The sequence below is a fragment of the Aeromonas sp. INTO2 genome (assembly GCF_049860605.1).
Lineage (GTDB): Bacteria > Pseudomonadota > Gammaproteobacteria > Enterobacterales > Aeromonadaceae > Aeromonas > Aeromonas caviae.
This window is the reverse complement of the sequence record NZ_CP187588.1, coordinates 1,146,464-1,169,764: the sequence shown is the minus strand read 5'-3', so window position 1 is coordinate 1,169,764 and position 23,301 is coordinate 1,146,464. Positions and strand designations below refer to the sequence as shown.

The 23,301-nt window shown below is 59.4% G+C and carries 28 protein-coding genes; 9 read left to right on the top strand and 19 right to left on the bottom strand.

Going from position 1 to position 23,301, the window contains the following annotated elements:
- Nucleotides 1-42: 42 nt before the first annotated feature.
- From flgH to ACPW74_RS05605, 9 genes are all read right to left on the bottom strand, one after another.
- The gene (gene flgH, locus ACPW74_RS05645) at nucleotides 43-714 is read right to left on the bottom strand and encodes a flagellar basal body L-ring protein FlgH (RefSeq protein ID WP_010675289.1); all 672 of its coding nucleotides are present in this window, start codon (nucleotides 712-714) and stop codon (nucleotides 43-45) included.
- Nucleotides 715-730: 16 nt separating this feature from the next.
- On the bottom strand, nucleotides 731-1,519 hold the full coding sequence (flgG, locus tag ACPW74_RS05640) for a flagellar basal-body rod protein FlgG (protein ID WP_010675290.1): 789 nt from the start codon (nucleotides 1,517-1,519) through the stop codon (nucleotides 731-733).
- Nucleotides 1,520-1,533: 14 nt separating this feature from the next.
- Complete coding sequence (flgF, locus tag ACPW74_RS05635; protein ID WP_010675291.1) at nucleotides 1,534-2,280, bottom strand: flagellar basal-body rod protein FlgF; 747 nt, start codon at nucleotides 2,278-2,280, stop codon at nucleotides 1,534-1,536.
- Nucleotides 2,281-2,426: 146 nt separating this feature from the next.
- Entirely contained in the window at nucleotides 2,427-3,839 is a 1,413-nt protein-coding gene (gene flgE / locus ACPW74_RS05630; protein ID WP_128271702.1) for a flagellar hook protein FlgE, read from the bottom strand.
- Between the two features lie 10 nt (nucleotides 3,840-3,849).
- Nucleotides 3,850-4,587, bottom strand: coding sequence for a flagellar hook assembly protein FlgD (locus ACPW74_RS05625; RefSeq protein ID WP_045524147.1), 738 nt, complete (start codon nucleotides 4,585-4,587; stop codon nucleotides 3,850-3,852).
- A gap of 90 nt (nucleotides 4,588-4,677) precedes the next feature.
- A complete protein-coding gene (flgC, locus tag ACPW74_RS05620) occupies nucleotides 4,678-5,097 on the bottom strand; it encodes a flagellar basal body rod protein FlgC (RefSeq protein ID WP_005329775.1) in 420 nt (139 codons plus the stop codon).
- Nucleotides 5,094-5,495, bottom strand: a complete 402-nt coding sequence (gene flgB, locus ACPW74_RS05615; RefSeq protein ID WP_010675294.1) for a flagellar basal body rod protein FlgB — start codon at nucleotides 5,493-5,495, stop codon at nucleotides 5,094-5,096. The genes flgC and flgB overlap by 4 nt, the downstream gene beginning before the upstream one ends.
- Nucleotides 5,496-5,556: 61 nt before the next feature.
- A complete protein-coding gene (locus tag ACPW74_RS05610; protein WP_010675295.1) occupies nucleotides 5,557-6,381 on the bottom strand; it encodes a CheR family methyltransferase in 825 nt (274 codons plus the stop codon).
- Nucleotides 6,382-6,398: 17 nt separating this feature from the next.
- Nucleotides 6,399-7,310, bottom strand: a complete 912-nt coding sequence (locus ACPW74_RS05605; RefSeq protein ID WP_010675296.1) for a chemotaxis protein CheV — start codon at nucleotides 7,308-7,310, stop codon at nucleotides 6,399-6,401.
- Nucleotides 7,311-7,547: 237 nt separating this feature from the next.
- Here ACPW74_RS05605 and flgA point away from each other — a divergent pair, with 237 nt between their 5' ends.
- The 3 genes from flgA (at nucleotide 7,548) to ACPW74_RS05590 (ending at nucleotide 8,981) form a co-directional block, all read left to right on the top strand.
- The gene (gene flgA, locus ACPW74_RS05600; protein WP_425859187.1) at nucleotides 7,548-8,153 is read left to right on the top strand and encodes a flagellar basal body P-ring formation chaperone FlgA; all 606 of its coding nucleotides are present in this window, start codon (nucleotides 7,548-7,550) and stop codon (nucleotides 8,151-8,153) included.
- A 94-nt stretch (nucleotides 8,154-8,247) separates the two neighbouring features.
- Complete coding sequence (gene flgM, locus ACPW74_RS05595) at nucleotides 8,248-8,568, top strand: flagellar biosynthesis anti-sigma factor FlgM (protein WP_425858688.1); 321 nt, start codon at nucleotides 8,248-8,250, stop codon at nucleotides 8,566-8,568.
- Nucleotides 8,565-8,981: a flagella synthesis protein FlgN gene (locus tag ACPW74_RS05590; protein WP_039040232.1), complete on the top strand. Its 417-nt coding sequence runs from the start codon at nucleotides 8,565-8,567 to the stop codon at nucleotides 8,979-8,981. The genes flgM and ACPW74_RS05590 overlap by 4 nt, the downstream gene beginning before the upstream one ends.
- A gap of 43 nt (nucleotides 8,982-9,024) precedes the next feature.
- Here the strand turns inward: ACPW74_RS05590 and yfcE are convergent, their stop codons facing one another.
- Both yfcE and ACPW74_RS05580 read right to left on the bottom strand, forming a co-directional pair.
- Nucleotides 9,025-9,567, bottom strand: coding sequence for a phosphodiesterase (gene yfcE / locus ACPW74_RS05585; protein WP_425858686.1), 543 nt, complete (start codon nucleotides 9,565-9,567; stop codon nucleotides 9,025-9,027).
- Between the two features lie 10 nt (nucleotides 9,568-9,577).
- Nucleotides 9,578-11,215, bottom strand: a complete 1,638-nt coding sequence (locus ACPW74_RS05580; protein WP_161957681.1) for a peptide ABC transporter substrate-binding protein — start codon at nucleotides 11,213-11,215, stop codon at nucleotides 9,578-9,580.
- Between the two features lie 290 nt (nucleotides 11,216-11,505).
- Here ACPW74_RS05580 and ACPW74_RS05575 point away from each other — a divergent pair, with 290 nt between their 5' ends.
- Nucleotides 11,506-12,408 carry a DMT family transporter gene (locus ACPW74_RS05575; RefSeq protein WP_201935605.1) on the top strand — a complete coding sequence of 301 codons (903 nt, stop codon included), beginning with the start codon at nucleotides 11,506-11,508 and terminating at the stop codon, nucleotides 12,406-12,408.
- Nucleotides 12,409-12,509: 101 nt separating this feature from the next.
- Here ACPW74_RS05575 and rsuA read toward each other — a convergent pair whose 3' ends face one another.
- Nucleotides 12,510-13,202 carry a 16S rRNA pseudouridine(516) synthase RsuA gene (rsuA, locus tag ACPW74_RS05570; protein ID WP_039040228.1) on the bottom strand — a complete coding sequence of 231 codons (693 nt, stop codon included), beginning with the start codon at nucleotides 13,200-13,202 and terminating at the stop codon, nucleotides 12,510-12,512.
- Between the two features lie 172 nt (nucleotides 13,203-13,374).
- Here rsuA and ACPW74_RS05565 point away from each other — a divergent pair, with 172 nt between their 5' ends.
- Nucleotides 13,375-14,565 (top strand): HD-GYP domain-containing protein, encoded by a 1,191-nt coding sequence (locus ACPW74_RS05565; protein ID WP_201935607.1) that lies wholly within the window; start codon nucleotides 13,375-13,377, stop codon nucleotides 14,563-14,565.
- Here the strand turns inward: ACPW74_RS05565 and ACPW74_RS05560 are convergent.
- Complete coding sequence (locus tag ACPW74_RS05560) at nucleotides 14,562-14,750, bottom strand: hypothetical protein (protein WP_010675305.1); 189 nt, start codon at nucleotides 14,748-14,750, stop codon at nucleotides 14,562-14,564. The genes ACPW74_RS05565 and ACPW74_RS05560 overlap by 4 nt on opposite strands.
- A gap of 178 nt (nucleotides 14,751-14,928) precedes the next feature.
- On the opposite strand from ACPW74_RS05560, the gene ACPW74_RS05555 reads away from it, so the two are divergent.
- Nucleotides 14,929-15,822, top strand: coding sequence for an EamA family transporter (locus tag ACPW74_RS05555; protein ID WP_010675306.1), 894 nt, complete (start codon nucleotides 14,929-14,931; stop codon nucleotides 15,820-15,822).
- 135 nt (nucleotides 15,823-15,957) lie between these two features.
- Nucleotides 15,958-17,763, top strand: a complete 1,806-nt coding sequence (locus tag ACPW74_RS05550; protein WP_425859186.1) for an extracellular solute-binding protein — start codon at nucleotides 15,958-15,960, stop codon at nucleotides 17,761-17,763.
- A gap of 285 nt (nucleotides 17,764-18,048) precedes the next feature.
- Here ACPW74_RS05550 and ACPW74_RS05545 read toward each other — a convergent pair whose 3' ends face one another.
- The 3 genes from ACPW74_RS05545 to ACPW74_RS05535 all read right to left on the bottom strand — a co-directional run bounded on the left by ACPW74_RS05545 (nucleotide 18,049) and on the right by ACPW74_RS05535 (nucleotide 20,930).
- Nucleotides 18,049-19,062, bottom strand: a complete 1,014-nt coding sequence (locus tag ACPW74_RS05545; protein ID WP_052815087.1) for an IS110-like element ISAeca3 family transposase — start codon at nucleotides 19,060-19,062, stop codon at nucleotides 18,049-18,051.
- Nucleotides 19,063-19,190: 128 nt separating this feature from the next.
- Nucleotides 19,191-19,583, bottom strand: a complete 393-nt coding sequence (locus ACPW74_RS05540) for a DUF2750 domain-containing protein (RefSeq protein WP_010675308.1) — start codon at nucleotides 19,581-19,583, stop codon at nucleotides 19,191-19,193.
- A gap of 120 nt (nucleotides 19,584-19,703) precedes the next feature.
- Nucleotides 19,704-20,930 carry an RNA-guided endonuclease InsQ/TnpB family protein gene (locus ACPW74_RS05535; RefSeq protein ID WP_021141234.1) on the bottom strand — a complete coding sequence of 409 codons (1,227 nt, stop codon included), beginning with the start codon at nucleotides 20,928-20,930 and terminating at the stop codon, nucleotides 19,704-19,706.
- A gap of 57 nt (nucleotides 20,931-20,987) precedes the next feature.
- Here ACPW74_RS05535 and tnpA point away from each other — a divergent pair, with 57 nt between their 5' ends.
- A complete protein-coding gene (gene tnpA, locus ACPW74_RS05530; protein WP_102948632.1) occupies nucleotides 20,988-21,407 on the top strand; it encodes an IS200/IS605 family transposase in 420 nt (139 codons plus the stop codon).
- 83 nt (nucleotides 21,408-21,490) lie between these two features.
- Here the strand turns inward: tnpA and ACPW74_RS05525 are convergent, their stop codons facing one another.
- The gene (locus ACPW74_RS05525; RefSeq protein ID WP_201933261.1) at nucleotides 21,491-22,039 is read right to left on the bottom strand and encodes a hypothetical protein; all 549 of its coding nucleotides are present in this window, start codon (nucleotides 22,037-22,039) and stop codon (nucleotides 21,491-21,493) included.
- Nucleotides 22,040-22,285: 246 nt separating this feature from the next.
- Between ACPW74_RS05525 and ACPW74_RS05520 the strand changes: the two genes are divergently transcribed.
- Nucleotides 22,286-22,534 carry a TIGR02647 family protein gene (locus ACPW74_RS05520; protein WP_010675310.1) on the top strand — a complete coding sequence of 83 codons (249 nt, stop codon included), beginning with the start codon at nucleotides 22,286-22,288 and terminating at the stop codon, nucleotides 22,532-22,534.
- Here ACPW74_RS05520 and ACPW74_RS05515 read toward each other — a convergent pair.
- Nucleotides 22,521-22,832, bottom strand: coding sequence for a hypothetical protein (locus ACPW74_RS05515; protein WP_089503662.1), 312 nt, complete (start codon nucleotides 22,830-22,832; stop codon nucleotides 22,521-22,523). The two genes, ACPW74_RS05520 and ACPW74_RS05515, sit on opposite strands and share 14 nt — an antisense overlap.
- 77 nt (nucleotides 22,833-22,909) lie before the next feature.
- The gene (locus tag ACPW74_RS05510) at nucleotides 22,910-23,119 is read right to left on the bottom strand and encodes a cold-shock protein (RefSeq protein ID WP_005302803.1); all 210 of its coding nucleotides are present in this window, start codon (nucleotides 23,117-23,119) and stop codon (nucleotides 22,910-22,912) included.
- Nucleotides 23,120-23,301 lie beyond the last annotated feature (182 nt).

Genomic DNA, 23,301 nt, shown 5'->3' with positions numbered 1-23,301 from the left:
CTTCCTGATCCGGGGCCCGTGAACGCCCCGGACTCTTGAGTCTTAAATGGGCCACCAGGGGCCGTTGAAGAAGCTGGTGAGCCAGCCCTGTTCCTGGGTGTTCGCCAGATCCCCGGTACCGCCGTAATAGATACGCGCATTGGCCACCCGCTGGGAGGAGACGCTGTTTTCCGAGCTCACGTCCTCCGGGCGCACCAGACCGGTGATACGGATATATTCGTTGCCATTGTTGAGCATGATCCACTTCTCGCCGCGCACCAGCAGGTTGCCGTTTGGCAGTACCTTGACCACGCTGACCGAAATGTTGCCCTGCAGGCTGTTGCTCTGATCCGCCTTGGCCTGCCCCTTGAAGGCACTGTTCTGGCCGATGGAGGCCGACAGATCGTAGGGCCCCGCCGTGACCGGCACGCCACCCAGGGTGACGGGGTCGAGCGCCAGCTTGTTGTCCTTGCCGCTCTGGGTGTTGGCCTTTTTCGACGCCGAGGTCGACTCCGCCAACTGGATGGTGATGATGTCACCCACCCGGTGCGCCTTGATGTCCGAGTAGATGCCGTTGACCTGCTCGGGCTGGAAGATGGCGCCGGTCGGGCGCACCGACACCGGCTCCGACTCCCCGTAGACGGGGGCGAAATCCGGGTCATCCGGTTTGGCGGTATTGGGGGTACTGGTGCAACCCGCCAGGGTCAGCAGTCCCAGCATCCATATGGCTTTCATCATGGCACTCCTTTCATCAGGTCCGCTGGGTCAGGAAGGACATCATGGAGTCGACGGCGGAGATGACCTTGGAGTTCATCTCGTAGACCCGCTGAGCTTGGATGAGATTCACCAGCTCCTCGGTCACGTTGACGTTGGAGGTCTCCAGCATCCCCTGCTTGATCACCCCCAGCCCGTCCGCGCCGGCAGTCCCCTGAATGGGGGCGCCGCTGGACTGGGTCTCGAGGAAGAGGTTCTCCCCCATGGGCTGCAGGCCGGTGGGGTTGACGAAGTCCGTGGTGTTGATCTGGCCCACCACCTGGGACTGGCCATCCCCCTTGAGCTGGACGGAGACCTGGCCATCCTCCCCCACGGTGACGCTCTGGGCGTTCTCGGGGATCTGGATCTCCGGTTGCAACGGGTAACCGTTGCCCGGGGTGACGATGGTCCCCTCGTCGTTCAGGGTGAACTGGCCGTTGCGGGTATAGGCGGCGCTGCCATCGGGCAGCTGGATTTCGAAGTAGCCGCGACCGCTGATCATCAAGTCAAGGGAGTTGTCCGTGGTCTGGACGTTGCCCTGACTGTGGTTTTTCTGGGTGGCGACCACCTTGGCCCCCGCCCCCAGCATCAGGCCGGAAGGGAGCTCGGTGTCCGCCGAGGAGCGACCGCCAGGCTGGTTGATGTTCTGATACAGCAGATCCTCGAAGATGGCTCGCGCCTTCTTGTAACCCACGGTGCTGGCGTTCGCCAGGTTGTTCGAGGTGACCGAGATGTTGGTCTGCTGGGCATCGAGGCCGGTCTTGCTGATCCAGAGTGCAGGATTCATGGGGTGCTCCTTGATTAGCTGATACGCAGCAGCTGGGTTTGTGCCTCGTCGTTCTCCTCGGCGGTCTTCATGATCTTGACCTGAGTTTCAAACTGACGTTGCAAGCGAATAAGGTTGGTCATCTCGTCGACCACGTTGACGTTGCTCCCCTCAAGGGAGCCGGCGATGAGGCCCACATCCGCAGACGCGGCCTCATTCTGGCCATCCTTACGGCGAAACAGGCCGTCCTGGCCTTTCTCCACCGCATCTGCCGCCGGGTTGACCAGCTTGATACGCTGGAAATCTTCCGGCAGGTTGGCGGCGGCCCCCTCGGGACGGCCGCTGATGGTACCGTCACGATTGATCTCTATTTTCTCCATGGGCAGGGGCAGCACGATGGGCTGACCGGCATCATCCACCACATTCAGACCGGTGGAAGTCTGCAGATTGCCGGTGGCATTGAGCTGCAGGTTGCCCATGCGGGTATAGGCTTCCGCACCGTTGGGATCCTGCACCGCAATCCAGCCTGGCCCATCGACGGCAACGTCAAGATCCCGACCCGTGGTCATCAGCATGCCGTGCTGCAGGTTCTGGCCCGGCCGCTCGGTCATGGCGAACACCCGCGTGGGCAGCCCTTCGCCAAACGCCTGCATGCTGCGCGCCTGCTCGAAGTCAGACTTGAAGCCAATGGTGTTGGCGTTGGCAAGGTTGTTGCCACGAACAGCCAGGCTGTTCATGTTCTCCTTGGCCCCGGACATGGCGATGTAAAGCAGGTGATCCATGGGATCCTCCGTCAAACAGATGACTCTCACAGCTCAACTGCAAGTTGAATGCCAAGAGAGATGACGAAGACGGAATGAAAGGAGGAAATGAGGCGGGACGGAAATGACAAGGGGCGCCGAAGCGCCCCTGCCAACTACCCGCCGTCTTAGCGGATCTGCAGTATGTTCTGCTGCAGGGAGCTGTTCACTTCCAGGGAACGGGAGTTCGCCTGGAAGTTGCGCTGGGCAGTGATGAGATCGACCAGCTCGGTGGTGAGGTCCACGTTGGACTGCTCCAGCGCCGACGACTTGATGGAGCCGAACGTGCCGGAGTTCGGGGTGCCGGGCAAGGCATCGCCAGAGAGCAGGGACTGGCGCCAGGAGGTGTCGCCGACCTGGGTGAGCCCCTGGGCATTGGCAAACTTCGCCATGGCCACCATGGCCACCTTGACGGTGGTGGCGTTGCTGTAAGTGGCGGAGACGATGCCATCCGCGGTGATCTCCACCTTGGTTAGCCGACCGACGGTGGAACCATCCTGGGTCAATTTGTTGACTTCGAACGGTGAAGCGTACTGGGTCACGGTGCCGAGCTTGATTTCAAACTGTTGAGTCCCATCCGCCCCATTGGTAATGATGCCAGCACCTGGCTCCCCAGTGACCGGTGTACCTGCAGCAGGTGAACCTAATGAGACCGTCTTGATGACCGCCGGAGTGGTTGGCGTGATCATCTTGCCAGAGGCATCGAAGGTGACGCGGGCACTCAGGGGCGCCTGGTTCAGGCCAGCAGCCATGGCGGTGGGGGCACCACCCGAGATATCGATGGGCTTGTCCCCCTCATAGAGGTACATGCGCCAGGCCGTCGGCACCGCCGCCTTGGTCGAGTCGGCAGGATCCGCCTCCTTGGTGAAGTACTGGGTGATGGTGTGGGGCTCTCCCAGGGAGTCGTAGACCACCACGGAGGTGGAGGAGGAGTAGGTGTCCGAATCCTTGGGATCGAACTTGGAAGCATCCGCCGGAGGGAGGGCCGGTGGTGTATAGGGCGTTCCCCCCGCCGCCAGCGGCGTGGCCGTGGAAGGCAGGTTGAAACTCGCATCGACCTGTGAAGTCTGCACCGGCTCACCGGCCTTGTCCGGGATCTGGATGGGCTTGGTGGCGTTGATGCTCACCGCCTTGGGGGTGCCGTCAGAGTTGATCTCGTACCCCTGCAGATAACCGCCGGAGTTGCTGACCATGTAGCTGCTTTCATTGAGCTTGAAGGCGCCCGCACGGGTGTAGGTGCGATCCAGGTTGGTCAGGCCGTCCGAGGTCACGAAGAAGCCGTTGCCCTGGATGGCGAGATCCAGCGCGTTGTTGGTGAATTGCAGCGCGCCCTGGTGGAACTGCTGGGCCACAGCGCCAGTCGCCACCCCGTTGCCAACCTGGGTCTTGCCGTTGACGAAGATGGAGTTGGCGTAGACGTCGGCAAACTCGGCACGGGACTCCTTGAAGCCGGTGGTATTGACGTTGGCAATGTTGTTCGCGGTGACGTTCAGGTCTTTTTGAGCCGCATTGATGCCGCTGAGGGCATTGTTGAATGACATGTCTTTCTCCTTAGATCACTGCGTTAGAGGACGAAGCCGACTGGGTGGTGGTCTTGCCGGTCGTCGCGCCAATTTCCAATACATCGGTCAGGTAGATGCCACCCAGTCCCTTGAGTTTGAGGGTGCTGGGGTTGGTGCTCGTTCCCAGGGTGACGCTCTCCACCTTGGCGTAAGTCAGGGCGGGGACGCTCTCCGACTTGCCGTCGACGGTGGCATGCGCCTCTATCGAATACTTGCCGCTCTTGGCCTCGTTGCCGGACTTGTCCTTGCCATCCCATTCGAAGGCCACGTTCCCCTTGTGGCTCCCTTCGATGGCGAACTCCCTGATGACCTGGCCGCTCTCGTCCTTCACCGTCACCTTGATGTTGCTGCCGCCATCGCCGGTGGCGATGACCCCCGTGAGGGTGCCCCCCTTCTCCACGTAACCCGTGTTGGACGGGATCAGCACGTTCTGCCCCACCAGCGCGGAGGCCTGCAGCGCCTGGCTGGAGGTCATCAGGCTGTTGAGGCTCTCCATCTGGGTGGAGAGGCTGCTGATCCCCTGAGACGTCGACATCGAGGTCATCTGGGAAAGCATCTGGGCGTTGTCCACCGGTTTGAACGGATCCTGATAGGAGAGCTGCATGGTCAGCAGCTTCAGGAAGGACTCCTGATCCAGCTCCTTTTTCTGGGTACTGGTGTTGACCGTACTGGTCTGGGCCGACGTCGTCCGGTTGACGCCCAGCAGGCTGTCATAGGTATCTGCCACTTATGCTCCCCCCTCTAGGGCGTGCCCACTGGGCCGATTGTTGCCGCCTGGCAGGCGATCACGGGTCACTCTCATCCGGGTTCACCTCTGTCAGGACTTGCCCAGACCCAGGGTCTGCTGCAACATTTTCTTGGCCGCATCGGCCACCTGGACATTGGTCTGGTAGCTGCGCGACGCCGCTATCATGTCCGCCATCTCTTCCACCATGTTGACGTTGGGCTTGAAGATGAAGCCATCCTTGTCCGCCATGGGGTGATTCGGGTTGTACTCCTTGAGCAGGGGCGCATCACTCTCGACGATGCCCTTCACATCTACCCCAACCGAAGCCTGCTTGTCGGACATGGCCTGATCCAGCTGGGCGGCAAAGACTGGCCGCCTGGCGTGGTAAGTTTTTTCCACGCTGGAGCTGACACTGTCAGCGTTGGCCATGTTGCTCGCCACCGTGTTGAGGCGAACGGACTGCGCGCTCATGGCAGAGCCTGCAATGTCAAAGACCTTGAACAAACTCATCCTTGCTCTCCTTTTAGTGCCTTGAGCAGGCCGCTTATCTTGCTGTTCATGAATTCAAGGGAGGCCTGGTATTCGAGGCTGTTGCGCAGGAACTCGCTGCGCTCCTGCTGCACGTCCACCGTGTTGCCGTCACCGGTATCCGGTTGCAGGGGATTGCGGTACTGGGTCGTGCCCGGGGTATCCATCTGCAAGGCGAAGTGCTTCTCGCTGGTGGTGCTGAGCCCGAACCCTTGCTGGCCCTGGGCATCCTGCAACGCCTGTGAGAAGTCGATGTCACGAGCCTTGAAGCCCGGCGTGTCCGCATTGGCGATGTTGCTGGACAACACCTCGGCACGCTTGGCGCGCACGCTCAGCGTGTACTGATGAACACCGAATGCCTTGTCGAATGAAATTGCCATAGCACACCTCCTGCTTCATGAATATTTAGCAAGAGGTGTGCCAAGAGGGTATTGAGCGGGGTTATTTGACCTTGTAGACGATGCCGGGGTTGCAGCGGATCATCTCGAACTTGTCGGTGAGGCCGGCCAGAGACTCGGAGGCCCCCAGCATCAGGTAGCCGCCAGGATTGAGGCTGCTGGCGAACTGGTTGAGGATCTTGGATTTCACTTCGGGCGCAAAGTAGATGAGCACGTTGCGGCAGAAGATGATGTCAAACTTGCCGAGCAGGCTGTAGCTCTCCAGCAGGTTGAGGGGACGGAAGCTGGTCAATTTTCTGACACGCTCCACCACCCGCATCTTGTTGTCGCCACAGGGTTCGAAAAAGAGTCGCTTGCGCTCGGGGGAGAGCCCGCGAGCCAGCGCCAGGCTATCGTAGACCCCCTCCTTGCACTGGTTGAGCATGGTGCTGGAGATATCGGTCCCCACTATCTGCACCCCGCCCGGCAAGGTACCCGGCCGCTTGACTTGCTGCTCCAGCGCCGTCATGGCGATGGAGTAGGGTTCCTGCCCGGATGAAGAGGCGGCAGACCATATCTTGATGGGACGACCGCTCTTGCCAAGCTCCGGGAAAATCTTGTCGCTCAGCAGCTGGAACGGATAGGTATCGCGAAACCACAGGGTCTCGTTGGTGGTCATGGCATCGACCACCGCCATCTTGAGCTCCCGCTCGCGCACGCTCATCGCCCGGGTGACCAGATCAGACAGACTCTCGATACCAAACTGAGTCATCAAGGGCGACAGGCGGCTCTTGACCAGATACTGTTTGTTGTCACCCAGCACTATGCCGCTCTGTTGCGCCAGAAAATTGCTGAATTGCCTGTATAAGTCGTCCGAAAGTGTCTTCATGCAGTTGTTCTTCTTGATTAGAGAGCGCCTTGTACGGCCTTGGCCAATTCATCCGGCTGGAATTTGGCAATGAAATTGTTCGCTCCGACTTTCTGCACCATGGCCTGATTGAACACCCCACTGAGGGAAGTGTGCAGGATAACATGCAAATCCTTGAGGTTGGGATTGTTGCGGATCTCGGCGGTGAAGGTATACCCGTCCATCTCCGGCATCTCGATGTCCGAAATGACCAGGGCTATCTGATCCTTGATGGGACCGTTCTTGGACATCTCCAGCAACATGTTGAGCGCTTCCCGTCCATCCTTGGCCAGCACGCACTGCACCCCGATTGCCTCCAGTGCCCGTTGAACCTGCTTGCGCGCCACCGAAGAGTCGTCTGCAACCAGCACGGGACGCCCGTGAGGATTGCGCTCCACGCTTGCTTCCACCAGTTCGGTGGACACCTCGGTGGAGACCGGTGAGATCTCGTTGAGAATGCGCTCCACGTCCAGGATCTCCACCAGCTCACCATCTACCTCGGTCACCGCCGTCATGTAGTTGATGCGACCTGCCCCTTTGGGTGGCGGCAGGATGGACTCCCAGTTCATGTTGATGATGCGCTCGACCGAGTGGACCAGGAACCCCTGAATGGAGCGGTTGTACTCGGAGATGATGATGAAGCACTTGGAGAGGTCCTGAATGGGGCGCTTGCCCATCGCCATGCTGAGATCGATCACCGAGATGGTCTGGCCACGGATATGTGCCACGCCGCGAATGCAGGAGTTGAGCTTGGGCATGACGGTCAGAGGGGGACACTGCAGCACCTCGCGTACCTTGAATACGTTGATGCCAAATCTTTGACGTCCATTGAGACGAAACAACAGCAGCTCCAGCCTGTTTTGTCCCACTAGCTGGGTTCGCTGGTTGACCGAGTCCAGAATACTCGCCATAAACACTCCCTAAAAATGCTTGGCACTGATCGTGCATGTCATTATGCATGCACATTGGCTTGCATCAGATCATCGTTGTTTCAACAACCGAATAATTCTGGAGCAAGCATAGTTAACTACGGTGGTATACGTGAATAACTTATCGACCGGTAAGCAAAAATGATTAGTAGACTTTTCCTTATCTTACTGCCGTTTTGCAGTCTGTCTCACGCCATGGCGTCCGAGGTCACCGACTATCTGCAAGAACAGGCACAGGCGTTCGTGCTCGACCAGCTCGATATTCCCCTCGATGCACAGGCCGACGTCAAGGCCGGTACCATTGACGAGCGCCTCCCCCTCACGCGCTGCGAAGATGCCCTCACCATTTCCCTCCCCGCCAGGATGGAGATCCGTCGCAACACCACCGTCTACCTCAAGTGCGAGGGAGAGAAATCCTGGGATCTCTATCTACCGGTCCGGGTCAGCATCCAGAAACCCTATGTCACCGTCGCCGTCCCGGTTACCAAGGGAGACATTCTGAGTGAACCCATGCTGACCCTGGCATACCAGGACCAGACCCTGATCCGTGGCGACTACCTTACCGACCCGACCGCCCTCATCGGAGTACGCAGCAAGCGTGAGCTCAAACCGGGCCAGCCAATCAGGCTGACCCAGGTATGCGTGGTCTGCAAGGGGGACCAGGTCACCCTTAGCGCCGAAAACAGCAGCATGCAGATCAAAACCATGGCCCGCGCCTTGCAAGATGGCAGCTTCGGAGACATGATCCGGCTTGTCAACACGCGCTCGGGCAGAACGGTGCAAGGCCAGGTCAGTGCAGTGGGCTCCGTGGTCGTGACATTCTGACACATGAATGCACTGCGCAATTTTTTTCTAAAGTTCTGACCGCCGTCACCGATATACAGGTAAGCGAACAGCAAAGCAGACGAAGGTAAACCTTATGGCTATCAACAATATCAACAACTTGGCTAACAACCGCCTGCAAAACAGCGGCAACAGCCAAGGTGTAGCCACCAAGTCGGCGACCTCCAGCGAGGGCAGCCGTGCGACCACCGTCAAGAGCGACTCTGTCTCCTTGACCAGTGAGGCGCAGCAATTGCAGCAGATGCAGAAGACCCTCAACACCGCCTCCACCGGTAACGAGAGCCGCGTCGAGAGCCTGAAGAAGGCCGTGGCCAGTGGGGAGTACAAGGTCAACAGCGAAGCCGTGGCCAGAAAGATGTTCAGCTTCGAAGCCGATCTGGATAAACGGTTGGGATGATGGACCTCCCTTCGCTGCTGCGCGCTCAGGACGACAACCTCTCCCAGATGCAAGGCTTGCTGGCAGAGGAGTTCGACCTCCTCAAGGCTCACCGGGCCCTTGCCTTGCCGGCACTCGCCGATCGCAAGCAGCAACTGTTGGTGGCCATCGAGACGCTGGACAAGACTCTGGCGGAGTTGCCCGACCTCCAGCAACAGCTGGGCGCCTTCCCGACCCAATTGCAGGCCCTTCAAGCCAAGCTGGAAGCCTGTCAGGAGCAGAACAACCTCAATGGACGTCTGCTCGAACTCAGCATTGTCTCCAATCGCCGTCTCGCCAGCTTCCTCAGCAAGCTCAGAGACAGCAGCTCCCTGACCTATGACGCCAAAGGTAATACCCGCTCAGGCACCCGCTCTTTCGGGATCAAGGCCTGATCTCCTCTCCCCCTTCTGATTTTCTCTCCTTGTCAGCCCCTAGTCAGAGCACCAGCTGCATCAGGGTTTCTCCATCCTTGCAGGCATGGATGCTCAAGCAGCCCTCGTCATAGCGCCCATAACTGGCCACCCACTCGCCCCTTGGAAAACAGATAGACCCCGGGTTTATCAGGAAAATCTCTCCCTCCTGGCGCAGCACAGGCACGTGGGTATGACCGCTGATGAACAGGCTCCCTGCTGGCAGGGGCACGTTGCCGGGCTCATAGAGATGACCGTGGCTGACAAACCAGCGCCGCCCATCCACCAGCAGCTGGTTGTAGGGCGCCGTGATGGGGAAGTGGAGCAGCATCTGGTCCACCTCCGAATCACAATTGCCACGCACCGCCATGATGCGGGGGGCCAGCTGGTTGAGCCTTGCCGCCACGGCGGCAGGATCATACCCCGCCGGCACCGGATTACGCGGCCCGTGATTGAGCAGATCCCCGAGCAGCAGATAGTGATCAGGCTGCCAGGGAGCGAGTTGCGCCAGCACCTGCTCGAGGGCAGTCAGACTGCCGTGCAGATCCGAGATAATGGCAATCTTCATTCCACACTCCTCATGGCTGGCTGAAATAGAGATCCTTGGTGGCGATGGCGCCCTTGAGGTTGCGGCTCGGCAAGCCGCGCAGTGCCGGGTCCACCAGTCGCATCTGGTTGTAGTGATAGACGGGGATGACGGGCACCTCCTCCATCAGCAGTTGCTCGGCCTGATGATAGATCCCGGACCGGGCGTTGGCATCCAGGGTCTCGGAGGCCTGCTGCAGCAGACCATCGAAGGCGGGGTTGCAGTAGCCGCTCTCGTTCTGGGGATCCTGGCAGCGGAAACTGCCAAGCATGGACGACGGCTCGACATAATCACCAAACAAAAATGAACGGGCCAGCATGAAATCACCACTGTCCTTGGCGACCTGATAGGCATTCCACTCCATGTTGTTGAGAGAGACCTCGACCCCCAGCGGTTTCCACATGGCCGCCACCGCCAGGGCCAGCTTCTTGTGGTTCTCCGACGTGTTGTAGGTCAGCGTCAGCCTGAGGGGATGGGCGCTGTTGTAGCCCGCCTGGGTCAACAGCGCGGCGGCCCGGGCCAACCGGGTCGGCTGGTCTTCCCGGGAGAGGGGGATATCCAGCTCGTCATAACCCGGCATGGCGGGCAGCAGTGACCAGGCTGAGCCCTCCCCCTGGCCGCTCACCTTCTCGGTCAGCAGGTGGCGATCGATGGCCATGGAGAGCGCCTGGCGCACACGCACATCCTGCAACTCGGGGCGATTGAGATTGAAAGTGTAAAGATAGGTGCCAAGCAGCGGCAGACCCCATATCCGCTCCGGTGCCTCCTGCATGGTCTTCTGGTAGTACTCCAGCGCCACCTTGTTGGTGAGCTGGATCTCCCCCGCTTCGTAACGCAGCCGCTCCCCATGCTGGGACGCGAGCGGCAGGTAGGTCACCCGCTGGATCCGGGTATGGGCGTCATCCCAGTACTGGGGGTTGCGTTCGGCTTCGATGCGCTCGTTCACCACCCAGCTCGCCAGCTTGTAGGGGCCATTGCTCACCATCTTGCCTGGCTGGGTCCACTGCTTGCCAAACTGGGCGATGACCCGCTCGTTGACCGGCACGAAGGGGCGCTGGCTGACCAGTTGCAGGAAATAGGGAACGGGGCGCTCCAGGGTCACTTTCAGGATCTGGTCGCTTTCTGCCTCCACCCCCAGGGCATCGAGGTCGAGCGCCCCGGCATAGATGGACTGGGCATTGTTGATGCCGGTCGCCAACAGCAGGCCGGCGGAGGGGGAAGCCTGCGCCGGGTTCAGCAGCCGCCGCCAGGCGTAGACGAAATCCCGGGCGGTGAGGGGCTCGCCGTTGGACCATTTGAGCTGGGGGCGCAGGAAGAAGCGCCACACCAGCCCATCCTCGCTGGTCTCCCAGCGCTGGGCCTGGGCGGGCACTATCTTGCCCTGACCATCCTCGCTCACCAGCCCCTCGAACAGGTCCACCAGCACCACCTCCCCCGGGAAACCGGAGCGGATCAGGGCCGGATCGAGGGACTCGGGTTCGGCACCATTGCCCTTGACCAGGGTCTGCCTGTCCGACAGCACGGGCTGCTGCACCACTGTAGTGGCCTGAAGCGGCGGCACCGCCATCAACCCGAACAGCAAGGGAGAGAGCCAGCGGCGGGCTGGCCTGGCGGCGAAACGGTAAAACATGACATCAACCTCGTTCAATTCTTTTGACTGCAATGGGGGGAAGGCCGGCGGCGCGCCTGGAACCGAATGCATCATGCCGCGCTTGTTATCCCCGAAGACGACCCGTATTGTATCGGGCCTGCCCGATAGAGGGAGTCTTTCGGGCTATTTTTTTCAAGGTTTTATGACGACACGGCCGCCACGGGTGGGCGCAATCGCCAGAAGGCGCACTCCCCTGCCCCGTTGGCAATCGGACCGGGGCGATGTGTCGCCTGCAAGTCCGGTTGTCGTCTACCGTTTCAGGGGTCTTTATGGGTTACGAATGGCTGGCGCTGGCTGCCGCCAGTTTATGGGCGATCGCCGCCCTCATCTCCGTCAAACCGGCTCGCCATCTGGGGGCCTTTGCCTACAGCCGCTGGCGGATGTTCCTGGTCAGCCTGATGCTGGCCAGCGCAAGTCTGGTGACGGGAGGCTGGCAGACCCTCACCGAGAGCGCCCTTCCCCTGCTGGCCCTCTCCGGCCTCATCGGCATCTTCGTCGGCGACACCGCCCTCTTTGCCTGCATGAACCGGCTCGGCCCCAGGCGCAGCGGTCTGCTCTTCTCCTGCCACGCCCTCTTCTCCGCCCTGCTCGGGCTCTGGCTCTTTGGCGAGCGGCTCGATGGTTGGCGCCTGCCAGGCGCCTTGCTGGTCCTGGCCGGGGTCATGCTCGCCATCCTGTTTGGTCGTCGTGGCGACAACCCGCAGAACGAATGGGAGCAGGTGCGTGGCCGCCTCGTGGTAGGCATAGCCCTTGGCCTCACCGCAGCCCTGTGCCAGAGCCTGGGAGCCATCATCGCCAAGCCGGTGATGGTGAGCGGCACCGTGGACGCGGTGAGCGCTTCCGGCGTGCGCATGGGCAGCGCCCTCTTGGCACACTGCGTCTTGCGGGCGCTGCGCCTGCCGCTCGCCATGCCGCACAACCCCATCAACCGGCAAGTGCTCGGCATGATAGGCATCAACGGATTTCTGGCAATGACGCTGGGAATGACCCTGATCCTGGTGGCCCTGCGTCAGGGAGATGTGGGCATGGTGGCCATCTTGTCTTCCACCACGCCGGTCATTCTGCTGCCCTTGCTGTGGTGGCACTCGGGGATGCGTCCCTCGCTCCCCGCCTGGGCCGGTGCCCTGCTCGCCACCCTGGGCACGGCCCTGGTGCTGGGAATGGGGAACTGAGCCCCGTCTCTCCTGCAAGAAGGAAGGACCAACACGCCCATCGGCGGCACTGAGCCGCCGATGCTCCCCCGTGCCGGACAGGGAGAGAGGCGATCGCGCCCCTAGAACAGAGCCACTTCCTCTTCGGTCAGCTCCCGGTATTCCCCCGGTGCCAGCTCATCGTCCAGAGCCAGATCGCCGATGCGTTCCCGATGCAGCCCGACCACCTTGTTGCCGATGGCAGCGAACATCCGCTTCACCTGGTGATACTTGCCCTCGTGGATGGTCAGGCGTGCTTCCCGCTCGTCCAGGATTTCCAGCTCCGCAGGGCGGGTCTTGTCGTTCTCGTTGCGCAGGTAGATACCGTCGGCAAAGAGCGAGATAGCCTCTTCACTCACGGGATCAGCCAGCCAGACATGGTAGGTCTTCGCACACTCGTGCCGGGGCGACGTGATGCGATGGGACCACTGGCCGTCATCGGTGATCAGCACCAGCCCGGTGGTATCGAGATCGAGGCGTCCCACCACGTGCAGTTTGCCCATGGCCGGCTCGTCGAGCAGGTGGAACACGGTGGCGTGATCCGGGTCCTCGTTGGAGCAGACATATCCTTCCGGCTTGTGCAGCATGAAGTAGCGATTCTGCAGGTTCAGGGTCAAGGTCACACCGTCAAACTCGATCTGGTGTTGCTCATTGATGTGAAAGGCGGGCTGCTTGACCAGCACGCCGTCTACCAGCACTTCCCCCTGACGGATCAGCTTGCCCGCCTGGGAACGGGTCAAATCGGAGCAATCGCAAAGAAATTTGTCGAGCCGCATGCAAAAACCTCGGAATCCATCATGATTGGGGGCGACATTATATCGGTCAGACCCGACAACACCAGTACTAAGCGACAGGGACTCAAGATGGCGCCTGACGCCATGATGTGCCAGTGATAGACTGCCGTCAGCAGACCGACATCACACATAATAATAAGCCCAGGATGTACCCATGAAGCCGACGAAGTCTCACCCCGTCATCCCCGTCAGCCAGTTGAAACCTGGCATGTATGTTATTGCCATTGCCAGCCAGACCGGCGCCATGGAGATTGCCCAGACCGGCATGGTGACCACCCCCCAACAGGTGGAGGCGCTGATCCGGCGCGGCGTGCTGACGGTGCGGGTGGATCTTGCCCGCAGCAAGCTGCCGGGAGGGGGCTCGGCAAGCCCGGCGGATGTGGTGACAAACGGGGCGGGCTCCTCTCGTCAGATCGGCAGTGGTGAAGGGCGCGAGCTCAAGATCCGTCGGCTCTATCAGGAAGCGCGTGAACTCCAGGGCAAGTTCATTCGCCATCTCAAGGCCGGAGAGCCCATCGACATCACGCCCCTTGCCGCCGTGGCCGAAGAGATGGTCGATACCATGTTCACCCACGGCGATGCCATGCTCTGTCTGGCGCGGATCCGTGCCAAGGATGCCTACCTGATGGAGCACTCCATGAATGTCGCCATCCTCCTGGCGAACTTCGGCCGCTACCTGGGGCTGGATCGCAGCGTGCTCAAGGAGCTGACCCTCGGTGGCCTGCTCCACGACGTGGGCAAGATCATGACCCCGGACGAGGTGCTCAACAAACCGGGCAAGCTCACCGATGAGGAGCTGGAGGTGATGCGCGAGCACGTGGTCCACAGCCACGACATCCTGGCCGCCACCGCCGGCATCACCCCCATCATGCTGGAGGTGGCCGCCAACCATCACGAGCGGATCGATGGCACCGGCTACCCGCGGCGCCTCAAGGGGGATCAGCTCTCCCTCTACACCCGCATGAGCGGCATCGTCGATGTCTACGATGCGGTGACGGCAGACAGGGTATACAAACAGGGCATGCAGCCAACCCAGGCGTTTCGCATTCTGCTCAAGGGGGTTGATCTGCATTTTGATGCCGACCTGGTAACCAGATTCATCAAGTGCATGGGGGTCTATCCGGTGGGTACCCTGGTGCAGCTCTCCAACCAGCGCCTGGCCATCGTGATGCAGCGCAACGAACAGCAACCGCTCAAGCCCGTGGTCAAGGTGATCTATCACGCAGGCCATCGCCATTATCTCGAGGTGCAGTGGCTGGATCTCGCCAAAAACGGGGTTCAGGAGACCATAGAGAGCACGGTGGACCCCAAGGAGTTTGGCATCAACCTGGCCAACTTCGTCTAACCTGTCCGGCTTGTTGGCGGCTGCTCACGGCAATGGCGAATCAGGAACTCCTCATCCAGCGGGGAGAGATCGAAGCGCAGGCAGGCCTCTTCGATGGCCCGGATGTCGTGTTGATGGTGTTCGCTGAGCCAGCGCACCGCGCGGCGCAAGTCTTCACCATGGGGCAGCAGGGTATGGTCGCTCATGGAATACCTCCGGTCAGCCATCGACGCCAGCCCGTCAATCCGGGCTCTCACTTTTAGCTTAGCCCGCCCGCACTCGCCCGGCAGACACCTGCGCCCTTGACGGTGCCCACCCTGTAGCAGGTATGCTCGACCCCTTCGGCGCCCTGCCGTGCCGGCGCCGCTCAAACAAGGATGCTGCATGCAAACCAAGGACAAGTGTCTGGCCGCCCTGGTCATTCTCTGCTGGGGACTCAACTTCGTTGCCATCAAGTGGGGGCTGGAAGGCATCCCCCCACTGCTGCTGGGAGCACTGCGTTTCGTCGGAGTCGTCTTCCCCGCCATTCTGCTGGTCCCCAGGCCTGCCATGCCCTGGCGCTGGCTGCTGGCCTATGGCGGTGCGATCAGCCTGGGCCAGTTTGCCTTCCTGTTCTGCGCCATGAAATTCGGCATGCCCGCCGGCATGGCCTCCCTGGTGCTGCAATCCCAGGTGGTCTTCACCCTGCTGTTCGCCATGATCTGGCTGGGAGAGCGCTGGCAGCCCCACCACTGGGTAGCACTGCCGCTGGCGGGAGCAGGTCTTTATCTCATTGCCACCCATGGGGAGGGCAACCTCACCCTCATCGGGTTTGTGCTGACGCTGTGCGCAGCCGCCTGCTGGGGCCTCGGCAACGTCATCAATCGCCAGATAGGTCTGCGCTATCGCACCTCTCTGCCGAGCCTGGTCGCCTGGGGCGGGCTGGTGCCCATCCTGCCCTTCTTCGCGCTCTCCTGGTTGTTCGAGGGGCCCGAACTCATCGCAAGCAGCCTGCTCAACATCCGTTGGCAGGGCGTCTTGTGCGTGCTCTATCTCTCGTTTATCGCCACCTGGCTCGGTTATGGCCTGTGGGGGAGGCTGCTGATGCGCTATCCGGTGGCCCAGGTTGCCCCCCTCTCCCTGCTGGTGCCCTGTGTCGGCATGGTGGCCGCCGCCCTGCTGCTCGATGAACACCCCACTCCCCTGCAATGGCTGGGCTCGGGTCTGGTACTGCTCGGCTTCGTGGTGCATCTGCTGGGGGGCAAGATGCGCTTCTTGAAGACCCAAACCGAGGATTGACCTCGCCCGGGAAACTTCCCATCATGGGTCAGGCCCTCTTGGGCCCACCCCGTTATTTCGGCAGGACGCCATCATCAGGAGAGCAAGGACATGCGTCATCCGTCACTTTCGATCATCCCCTCTTTACCAGGCATCATGCGGGTCACGGCCATGCTGCTCCCCTTCTGCTGGAGCCCGTTCGGCTGGAGTGCCACCCTGCCGGCAGATCTCAAATGGGAGAGCAACGACACCGACCCCGTCTATGCAGACCCCGAGGCCAAGCGAGGCGGCACCTTCCGGGATTTCATGTCGAGCTTTCCGCTCACCTTGCGCAAATACGGGCCGGATTCCAACGGCGGTTTTGCAGCCTACGTGCGCGAGACCAACCTGCCGCTCCTGAGCACCCATCCCGTGACGCGTAATCCCATCCCCATGCTGGCCAACCAGTGGGCTTTCGGCACGGATAACAAGACGCTCTATTTTCGCATCAACCCCAAGGCCCGCTGGTCGGACGGCCAGCCCGTCACTGCGGATGACTGGGTCTTCACCCTCAAGATGATGCGCAGCAAGGAGATCAACGACCCCTGGTACAACAACTACTACAGCACCCAGATAAGCGAAGTGACCAAGTTTGACGATCACACCCTCGCCATCACCAGCGGCACCGAGAAGAGCCGGGAAGATCTGCTCGAAGCCCTCCCCTTCACCCCGGAACCCAGCCACGCCATCAAGCTGACCGCCAACTGGGTCAAGGAGTACAACTGGAAGGTGCTGCCGGTCACAGGCCCCTACCAGATTGGCGAGCTCAAGAAGGGCAAGTCGGTTACCTTCGACCGGGTCAAGGATTGGTGGGGGAACGACGAGCGCTACTTCCAGCACCGCTTCAATCCGGATCGCATCGAGATCAAGGTGCTCAGGGATCAGAACATCGCCTGGCAGCACTTCCTGCGCGGTGAGCTCGATACCTTCCCCCTCGTGATGCCCAACTGGTGGCACGACAAGAGCAAGACCGCCGAATTCGAGAAGGGCTATATCGAGCGGATCTGGTTCTACAACCAGACGCCTCAGCCCCCCATGGGGCTCTATCTCAACACCGCCGATCCCTTGCTGAGCAATCTCGACGTCAGACTCGGCATCCAGCACGCCCTCGCCCTGGACAAGATGATCGCGACTTTGCTGCGGGGGGACTACCAGCGTCTCAACACCTATGGCTCGGGCCAGGGAGAGTTCACCAATACCGACCTCAAGGCGCGCCCCTTCGATCCCGCACTTGCTCGCGAATTCTTTGCCAAGGCCGGCTTTACCAAGACCGGACCGGATGGCATCTTGCGAAACGACAAGGACCAACCCCTCTCCCTCAGCATCACCTACACCACGGCGGAACATGCCCAGCGCCTAACCCTGCTGCGGGAAGAGGCGAAAAAGGCGGGGCTCAACCTCGAGCTCAATCTGATGGATGCGTCTGCCGGCTTCAAATCCATGCTGGAGAAAAAACACCAGAGTGCCTGGATGGCCTGGAGCGGTGGTCGTTATCCCGCCTATTGGGAACACTTCCACAAGGTCAATGCCAACAAGCCCCAGACCAACAACATCATGAACATCGATGACGACAGGATCTCGGCCCTGGTGGAGCAATACGACAAGGCGTTCGATTTCGGCAAGAAGGCCGACCTCTCCCGCCAGATCCAGCAGCGACTCTATGAGCTCGCCAGCTTCGTCCCCGCCTATCAGGTGCCCTATACCCGGGCCGGCGCCTGGCGCTGGATACGCCTGCCCAAGGTGCCGGCAACCCCCCAGAGCGACTTGCTCTACTGGCCCCTCGACGGCTCCAACTCGGGTTACAGCTTCGGCGGCCTACTCTGGATTGACGAAGCGACAAAGGCGCAGACCCGGGCCGCCATCAAAGGGGGGCAGACCTTCCCGCCAGTGACCATCACGGATACCACCTACCAACAGAAATAGGGCAGCTGGCACCGTCAGCCCCAAAACAATCTATGGTCACCCCCTTTTTTGCAACCTTGATTTCGGGTGTTGTGGTTGGCTTGCTTAAATCTATCCGGCGTCTTGATGGAGAATGTTCTCCGCGCCACGATGAGAATCGCGCCTGACTGTCCTAAAAAGACCCTCGGCCTAGAAAGCCTATTCTTTTGCCAGGTTATCAGTCAGGCCGGTATGCCGTTCACGTCATCCAATATCACAGTCGCAAAACCAGGTGGGTGTGTCAGTACAAAAGTAAATAGGGGCGCGTCAGGTTGGCATTGCCCGAAATTCGGTATGCCGTGCCGCCAGCGCCCAAGCCGTGCGGGCCAACTTGTTGGCTAGTGCACAAGCCACAACATTCGAATGTCGCCGAGTCAACATAGACCTGACCCAATCAGCCAATCGTCCCGTTTGCCGCTCTAGCCGTTGCATATAGGCTCGTGCACATTGCACCAACAATCGTCTAAGATTTTTGTCGCCACGCTTGCTGATACCCTTCAGGTTTGCCCGGCCCCCAGTACTGTACTGGCGTGGCACCAATCCGACTGACGCCGCGAAATCACGACTACATCGATAGTGTTTTCCGTCACCGAGCTCGGCGGCCAACACGCTGGCAGTGATCGGGCCGACACCAGGGATTGTCATCAGACGCTGACCAAGATCGTCATCGCCAAGCTGGCTGGCCAGTTCCTTGTCGATCTCGGCAATTTGCTGCTCCAGATACTTGAAATGGGCATGCAGCCTCTCCAACATGGTAATCAGTCGCGCTGGTAACTCGTGTTCAGCCATCACAGAAGGCAGGCGCTTGATGGCGGCATGACCGACGGGCAGACTGATGCCAAATTCGAGTAAAAAGCCGTGTATCTGGTTCGATGCCTTAACCCGATCGCGCACAAACGATTCGCGCACACGATGCAGTGCTCCCAACGTTTGCTGGCTTTCGGTCTTGGGCGTTACAAACCGCATGGAGGGACGGCAGGCGGCCTCGCAAATAGCTTCAGCATCGATGAAGTCGTTCTTGTTGCTCTTGACGAATGGGCGCACGAATTGAGGCGAAATGAGCTTACTCTCATGCCCAAATTCAGCCAGCCGACGAGCCATGTAATGGGCTCCGGCACATGCCTCCATGACGATGGTGCATACAGGAAAAGTTGCGAGGGATTCGATGAGCTTTGTCCGGTTGAACTTCTTGCGAAGAAGAGCCTTGCCGAACCGGTCTTGACAGTGAATGTGAAAAGAGTGTTTACCGAGATCAATACCAATAAGCGCAACGTTTTCCATGATGGCCTCTCCTGAAAGAAAAACACCCTGTCAGCGTACCGCTCACAGGGTGGGGGTGACCATCTCATTAGACCCCGCACATTGGCGGGGTCTTTGTTACAACCGGGATGGCACCAGGCAGAGGGCGCTCAGCCGCGTTTGGCCTGCTTTTGCGCAATGGCGTCGGCGACGTCGGCCGGGTCCAGCACAATGCCTTCCTGATCCGGCGTCGGGAACACGGCCACGCAGAGATCATCCTGCTCCATGCCGTCCACCCAGCGATCCAGCCACACCTTGAGGGTGATGGACTGCGGCTTGCACTCGGCCCACTCCCCTTCGGCCCAGGCCTTGGCGTAGTCGGGATGCGGCCATACCGGGATGCAGTCTTCCTCTTCGGTCGTCAGCATCATGACGCCGTGTTCGTCGGTCAGGACAAACAGCTCTTCGTGCTCGACCAGCTTGCTGATGAAGTGATCAAAGCGGTAATCGGCGTTCAGTTGCAGCGCGGCATTGCGCTCGGTGTCGCTAAGTTCATAGCTCATCGGTCAAGTCTCTCGTTCAATAAAGGGCGACATGTTCACATCTTGCCGACCCCTTGTCCAGCAGGAGTATTGACATCCTCCCCCACCTTAGCGCTTCGCGTCACAGGAGGGGGATTCCCATTACTGGGTGATAGCTGCTCGCGCAGTACCGGGTTCCTGCTTCATCGGGCGGCCTGATTGCACCACGCCTCCACAGGCTAAAACGGCGTGTCCCGCCGCTAAAATATTGCGAGCGCCGTTCACATCGGCGTTCGCCTCATAACCACACGCAGCGCATTTAAACTGGCTTTGCGTCTGGCGGTTATCCTTCGCAGTATGCCCACAACAGGCGCACTGCTGGCTGGTGTAGGCCGGGTTTATCGCCAACACCTGACCGCCTCGCCATGCCTGCTTATATTCGAGCTGGCGGCGCAGCTCAAACCAGCCCTGATCTAATATCGAACGATTCAGCCCTGATTTTGCCCGGACGTTGCGCCCCGGCTGGCTGGTCGTGCCCGCTGCTGATTTTGACATGCTGGCAACCTTCAAATCCTCAATGACGATCATCGCGTGGTTTTTGCTGATAGTCGTTGTGACCTTGTGAAGGTAATCGCGGCGGGTATTGGCGATATGTGAGTGCAGCCGCTGGATCTTGGCTTTTTGTTTCTTCCAGTTGCTGCTGAACTTTACCTTTTTGCTCAACTGGCGTTGGAGCCTTGCCAGCTTGGTCTGATTGGTTTTGAAGCTGTTGACGGGCTCAAACACCGTGCCATCTGACAGGGTTGCGAGCTTGGCGATCCCCGCATCTAGCCCGACCATTGAGCCGGAGGGGTGAATTGGCTCAAGCGTCTCCTGCTCGACCTGAAAGGAGATATACCAGTGCCCGGCTGCTTGGCTGACGGTCGCGTTTTTAATTTTCCCTTCAACTGGCTGGGACTGACGGAACTTGACCCACGCCAGCCCGGCAGGCAGCTTCACGCGACCCTTTTCAAGGCGGCAATACTTGTCGAAGTTGACGAACCGGATAGCGTCGCGGTTGTCGCTTTTTTTCTTGAATACGGGTGCCTTGGCGGCGAGTTTCTTATCAAAGCAGCGCATCCACGCGCCATGCAAATCCTTGAGCTTCTGCTGGAGGTTGTCGGTATATGCCTCGGCCAGAAAGGCCATTTCTGGGTCTTTCTTCCAACTGGTGAGCATCCTGTTCAGCTCAAAGGCAGAAGGCAGTTTTTCGCCAGCATCCAGAATGCGTTTGGTTTCTGCCAGCCCGTGATTCCAGACATAACGAGCACAACCGCCCAACTGGCGCAGGCGTTGCGCTTGTTGTTCGGTCGGTTCGAGTCGGAATTTGTAGGCTTTCAGAATTTGCATTTAGCGCTCAGTGTGTAGCATTATTGCCATATCTATTAAGCCCGATTGAGTGACAGAATGCAATTCACTAAAATTAATAAATCACGCCATGCGGCCTACGCTTTGCACGTACATTTGGTGTTTATCACCAAGTATCGAAAGCCGATATTGGGGGATCTGCATCACGCTTCCTTCGGTCAGTGTGCGGCAGAGGTTTGCAGAGATTTTGGTGCGGAACTGAAAGAGTGTGACGGAGAGGCTGATCATGTTCACATGCTGATAGAGTACGCGCCAACGGTGCAGCTATCGGTACTGGTGAACTCGTTAAAGGCGGTCACATCAAGGCGACTGCGTAATGAATTTCTGGACTTGAGAGGTGCTTACAGCAAACCCGTACTCTGGTCACGCTCTTACTTTGCGGGCTCTTACTTTGCGGGCTCTTGCGGCGGAGCACCGTTGGAGGTGATCAAGCAATACATTCAAAACCAGCGGGGCTGACGCCCCGGTGAAATTCCCCTCCCACCTACGTCGGAGGGAGTCCCCTTTCGCATTTAAGATGGGTCAACCGTCTTTCCATCGCCTCACCCCAGCTCGGGGGTCAACAGCCGGAGTCCCGCGGTCTCACCCAGTCGCTCCCTCAGCCAATAGGCGGACTCCACTTCCACAAAGCAGAGCTGATCCCGCCCCTCAGCGACCCCCACCATGATCTGCTCAAGCCGTGCTTGCTGGGCGGCACTCCAGGCAGCAACCAGCTTGCCGCCATGGGCCTCGTCCACCACCTCACGGCGTAGCTCGAACAGGTTATCGGTGATCGGGCTGTTTATCTTGCTCGGGTGGCGCCAGTACATCTGCAGGTTGTCCAGCATCTCCTCATCGTAACTTGCCAGCGCATCGAGCTCCGGCGTCTCTTTGCTCTGGGCCGCGAACTCGCACCAGCCTGCCGACAAGGTAGCCAGACTCTGGGCATCCTTGCCATGCTGGCGCAGGGTTGTCACGTCTTCCCCACGAATGGTCGGCAGCCAGAGATCTCCTTGATGTTGCGCCAGGAGAGGGAGCAGCAAGGAGGGAGCATAAACAGGAAAACGGGGACCCAGAGAGTGCAGCAGAGAGACCAGAGTAACAGTGATCATGAGACGCGCCTTGAACAAGATGACCTAGCATCACGCCTGGTCATGAGGGTGAACGAGGGTGCCATTCTAGCATGTTTGCCTTGCTGGGGGCGTTTGCGTCCAGCCGGGCCGGTGATAGATAGCGTCCAAAAAAGCAGCGTTTGAACCAGAGCGGCCCCGATAAAGGCCAATTGTTTGAGCCAGCGCCCACTAAAGAGGCACCGGGGATGCTAGGTTGCATACATCTTTAGCGTAAGGAGTGCATCCATGAGTGGGATCAACCAGGTTTCTGACGATTTTGTGAATGAGCTGAAAATACTGGCGTGTTTTGATCCGGCCAACATGAGCCTGGGGATCAAGCTGCGCAGCGACATGTCGGAAGCGCTTTGCCAGGCGGCAGCGCGCCTGCACAGCCAGGGCCTGATCACCGCAGCAGATGGTGGCTATCTGACCCCTTTCGGCATGACCATGCTGGAGCATCTCCAACACCTGCTGGTCGCACTCAAGCCGAATTGAGCGGTTGTGGTGCCCAGAGCGAGAAGTTGAGCAACTCCCAGCGCTCTCCTTGTCGCAGCAGACAAGCAAACAGCAAAGGACCTTCGGGTCCTTTTATCTTGCCATCGACCAGCCACTCTCCCGCCCGTTTTGGCACCGGCTGTACCCTGATCTCATCGGGTTTCACCGCGTTTCCCAGACGAACATGTACAAACTGTTGACACACGGACACGGCATCATTCACCGCAGGATCCGGCGTTGGCGGGCTGGCCTGACCGGTCAACGCCACGGTCAGCAAGAGGGAGGAGAGCAGGGTCATGACGCGTATTGATGAAGCCATGAAAACAAAAAGCCGTGGCACCAGAGGTACCACGGCTTTCTTAAATTCTGCAAGAATTACAGAGCAGTTACGTTCTCAGCCTGCGGGCCTTTTTGACCTTGGGTCACAGAGAACTGTACGCGCTGACCTTCAGCCAGGGTACGGAAGCCGTTACCTTGGATGGCGCTGAAGTGAACGAAAACGTCCGGGCCGTTTTCTTGCTGGATGAAACCAAAACCTTTGGTTTCGTTGAAAAACTTAACGGTACCGGTGATCATGTTAGACATATCTTTAAACCTGTATTCAAAATAATTACTTATGCTTTTCAGCGGATAAAGCTCAAAAAACGGGATTACTTATGAACAACAGGAAAAGATGTAAAACATCATATTCATTGACATAACTATCGCCTTTTCAAGCTGGTTAACATTATACGTGCCTTTGTCGATTACGCAAACAAATTTGTACC

Excerpts from the sequence above, each read along its gene's own strand:
- ACPW74_RS05605 (WP_010675296.1), bottom strand. The coding sequence starts at position 7,310 with ATGGCGAGTATTCTGGACTCGGTCAACCAGCGAACCCAGCTAGTGGGA.
- flgH (WP_010675289.1), bottom strand. The coding sequence starts at position 714 with ATGAAAGCCATATGGATGCTGGGACTGCTGACCCTGGCGGGTTGCACC.
- flgM (WP_425858688.1), top strand. The coding sequence starts at position 8,248 with ATGGCTATCAACAATATCAACAACTTGGCTAACAACCGCCTGCAAAAC.
- flgB (WP_010675294.1), bottom strand. The coding sequence starts at position 5,495 with ATGGCAATTTCATTCGACAAGGCATTCGGTGTTCATCAGTACACGCTG.
- ACPW74_RS05515 (WP_089503662.1), bottom strand. The coding sequence starts at position 22,832 with ATGACCCTGCTCTCCTCCCTCTTGCTGACCGTGGCGTTGACCGGTCAG.
- ACPW74_RS05520 (WP_010675310.1), top strand. The coding sequence starts at position 22,286 with ATGAGTGGGATCAACCAGGTTTCTGACGATTTTGTGAATGAGCTGAAA.
- rsuA (WP_039040228.1), bottom strand. The coding sequence starts at position 13,202 with ATGCGGCTCGACAAATTTCTTTGCGATTGCTCCGATTTGACCCGTTCC.
- flgF (WP_010675291.1), bottom strand. The coding sequence starts at position 2,280 with ATGGATCACCTGCTTTACATCGCCATGTCCGGGGCCAAGGAGAACATG.
- yfcE (WP_425858686.1), bottom strand. The coding sequence starts at position 9,567 with ATGAAGATTGCCATTATCTCGGATCTGCACGGCAGTCTGACTGCCCTC.
- ACPW74_RS05555 (WP_010675306.1), top strand. The coding sequence starts at position 14,929 with ATGCAAACCAAGGACAAGTGTCTGGCCGCCCTGGTCATTCTCTGCTGG.
- ACPW74_RS05550 (WP_425859186.1), top strand. The coding sequence starts at position 15,958 with ATGCGGGTCACGGCCATGCTGCTCCCCTTCTGCTGGAGCCCGTTCGGC.
- ACPW74_RS05575 (WP_201935605.1), top strand. The coding sequence starts at position 11,506 with ATGGGTTACGAATGGCTGGCGCTGGCTGCCGCCAGTTTATGGGCGATC.
- flgG (WP_010675290.1), bottom strand. The coding sequence starts at position 1,519 with ATGAATCCTGCACTCTGGATCAGCAAGACCGGCCTCGATGCCCAGCAG.
- flgE (WP_128271702.1), bottom strand. The coding sequence starts at position 3,839 with ATGTCATTCAACAATGCCCTCAGCGGCATCAATGCGGCTCAAAAAGAC.
- ACPW74_RS05580 (WP_161957681.1), bottom strand. The coding sequence starts at position 11,215 with ATGTTTTACCGTTTCGCCGCCAGGCCAGCCCGCCGCTGGCTCTCTCCC.
- ACPW74_RS05545 (WP_052815087.1), bottom strand. The coding sequence starts at position 19,062 with ATGGAAAACGTTGCGCTTATTGGTATTGATCTCGGTAAACACTCTTTT.
- ACPW74_RS05525 (WP_201933261.1), bottom strand. The coding sequence starts at position 22,039 with ATGATCACTGTTACTCTGGTCTCTCTGCTGCACTCTCTGGGTCCCCGT.
- ACPW74_RS05540 (WP_010675308.1), bottom strand. The coding sequence starts at position 19,583 with ATGAGCTATGAACTTAGCGACACCGAGCGCAATGCCGCGCTGCAACTG.
- ACPW74_RS05535 (WP_021141234.1), bottom strand. The coding sequence starts at position 20,930 with ATGCAAATTCTGAAAGCCTACAAATTCCGACTCGAACCGACCGAACAA.
- ACPW74_RS05510 (WP_005302803.1), bottom strand. The coding sequence starts at position 23,119 with ATGTCTAACATGATCACCGGTACCGTTAAGTTTTTCAACGAAACCAAA.
- ACPW74_RS05565 (WP_201935607.1), top strand. The coding sequence starts at position 13,375 with ATGAAGCCGACGAAGTCTCACCCCGTCATCCCCGTCAGCCAGTTGAAA.
- flgC (WP_005329775.1), bottom strand. The coding sequence starts at position 5,097 with ATGAGTTTGTTCAAGGTCTTTGACATTGCAGGCTCTGCCATGAGCGCG.
- ACPW74_RS05560 (WP_010675305.1), bottom strand. The coding sequence starts at position 14,750 with ATGAGCGACCATACCCTGCTGCCCCATGGTGAAGACTTGCGCCGCGCG.
- ACPW74_RS05610 (WP_010675295.1), bottom strand. The coding sequence starts at position 6,381 with ATGAAGACACTTTCGGACGACTTATACAGGCAATTCAGCAATTTTCTG.
- tnpA (WP_102948632.1), top strand. The coding sequence starts at position 20,988 with ATGCAATTCACTAAAATTAATAAATCACGCCATGCGGCCTACGCTTTG.
- ACPW74_RS05590 (WP_039040232.1), top strand. The coding sequence starts at position 8,565 with ATGATGGACCTCCCTTCGCTGCTGCGCGCTCAGGACGACAACCTCTCC.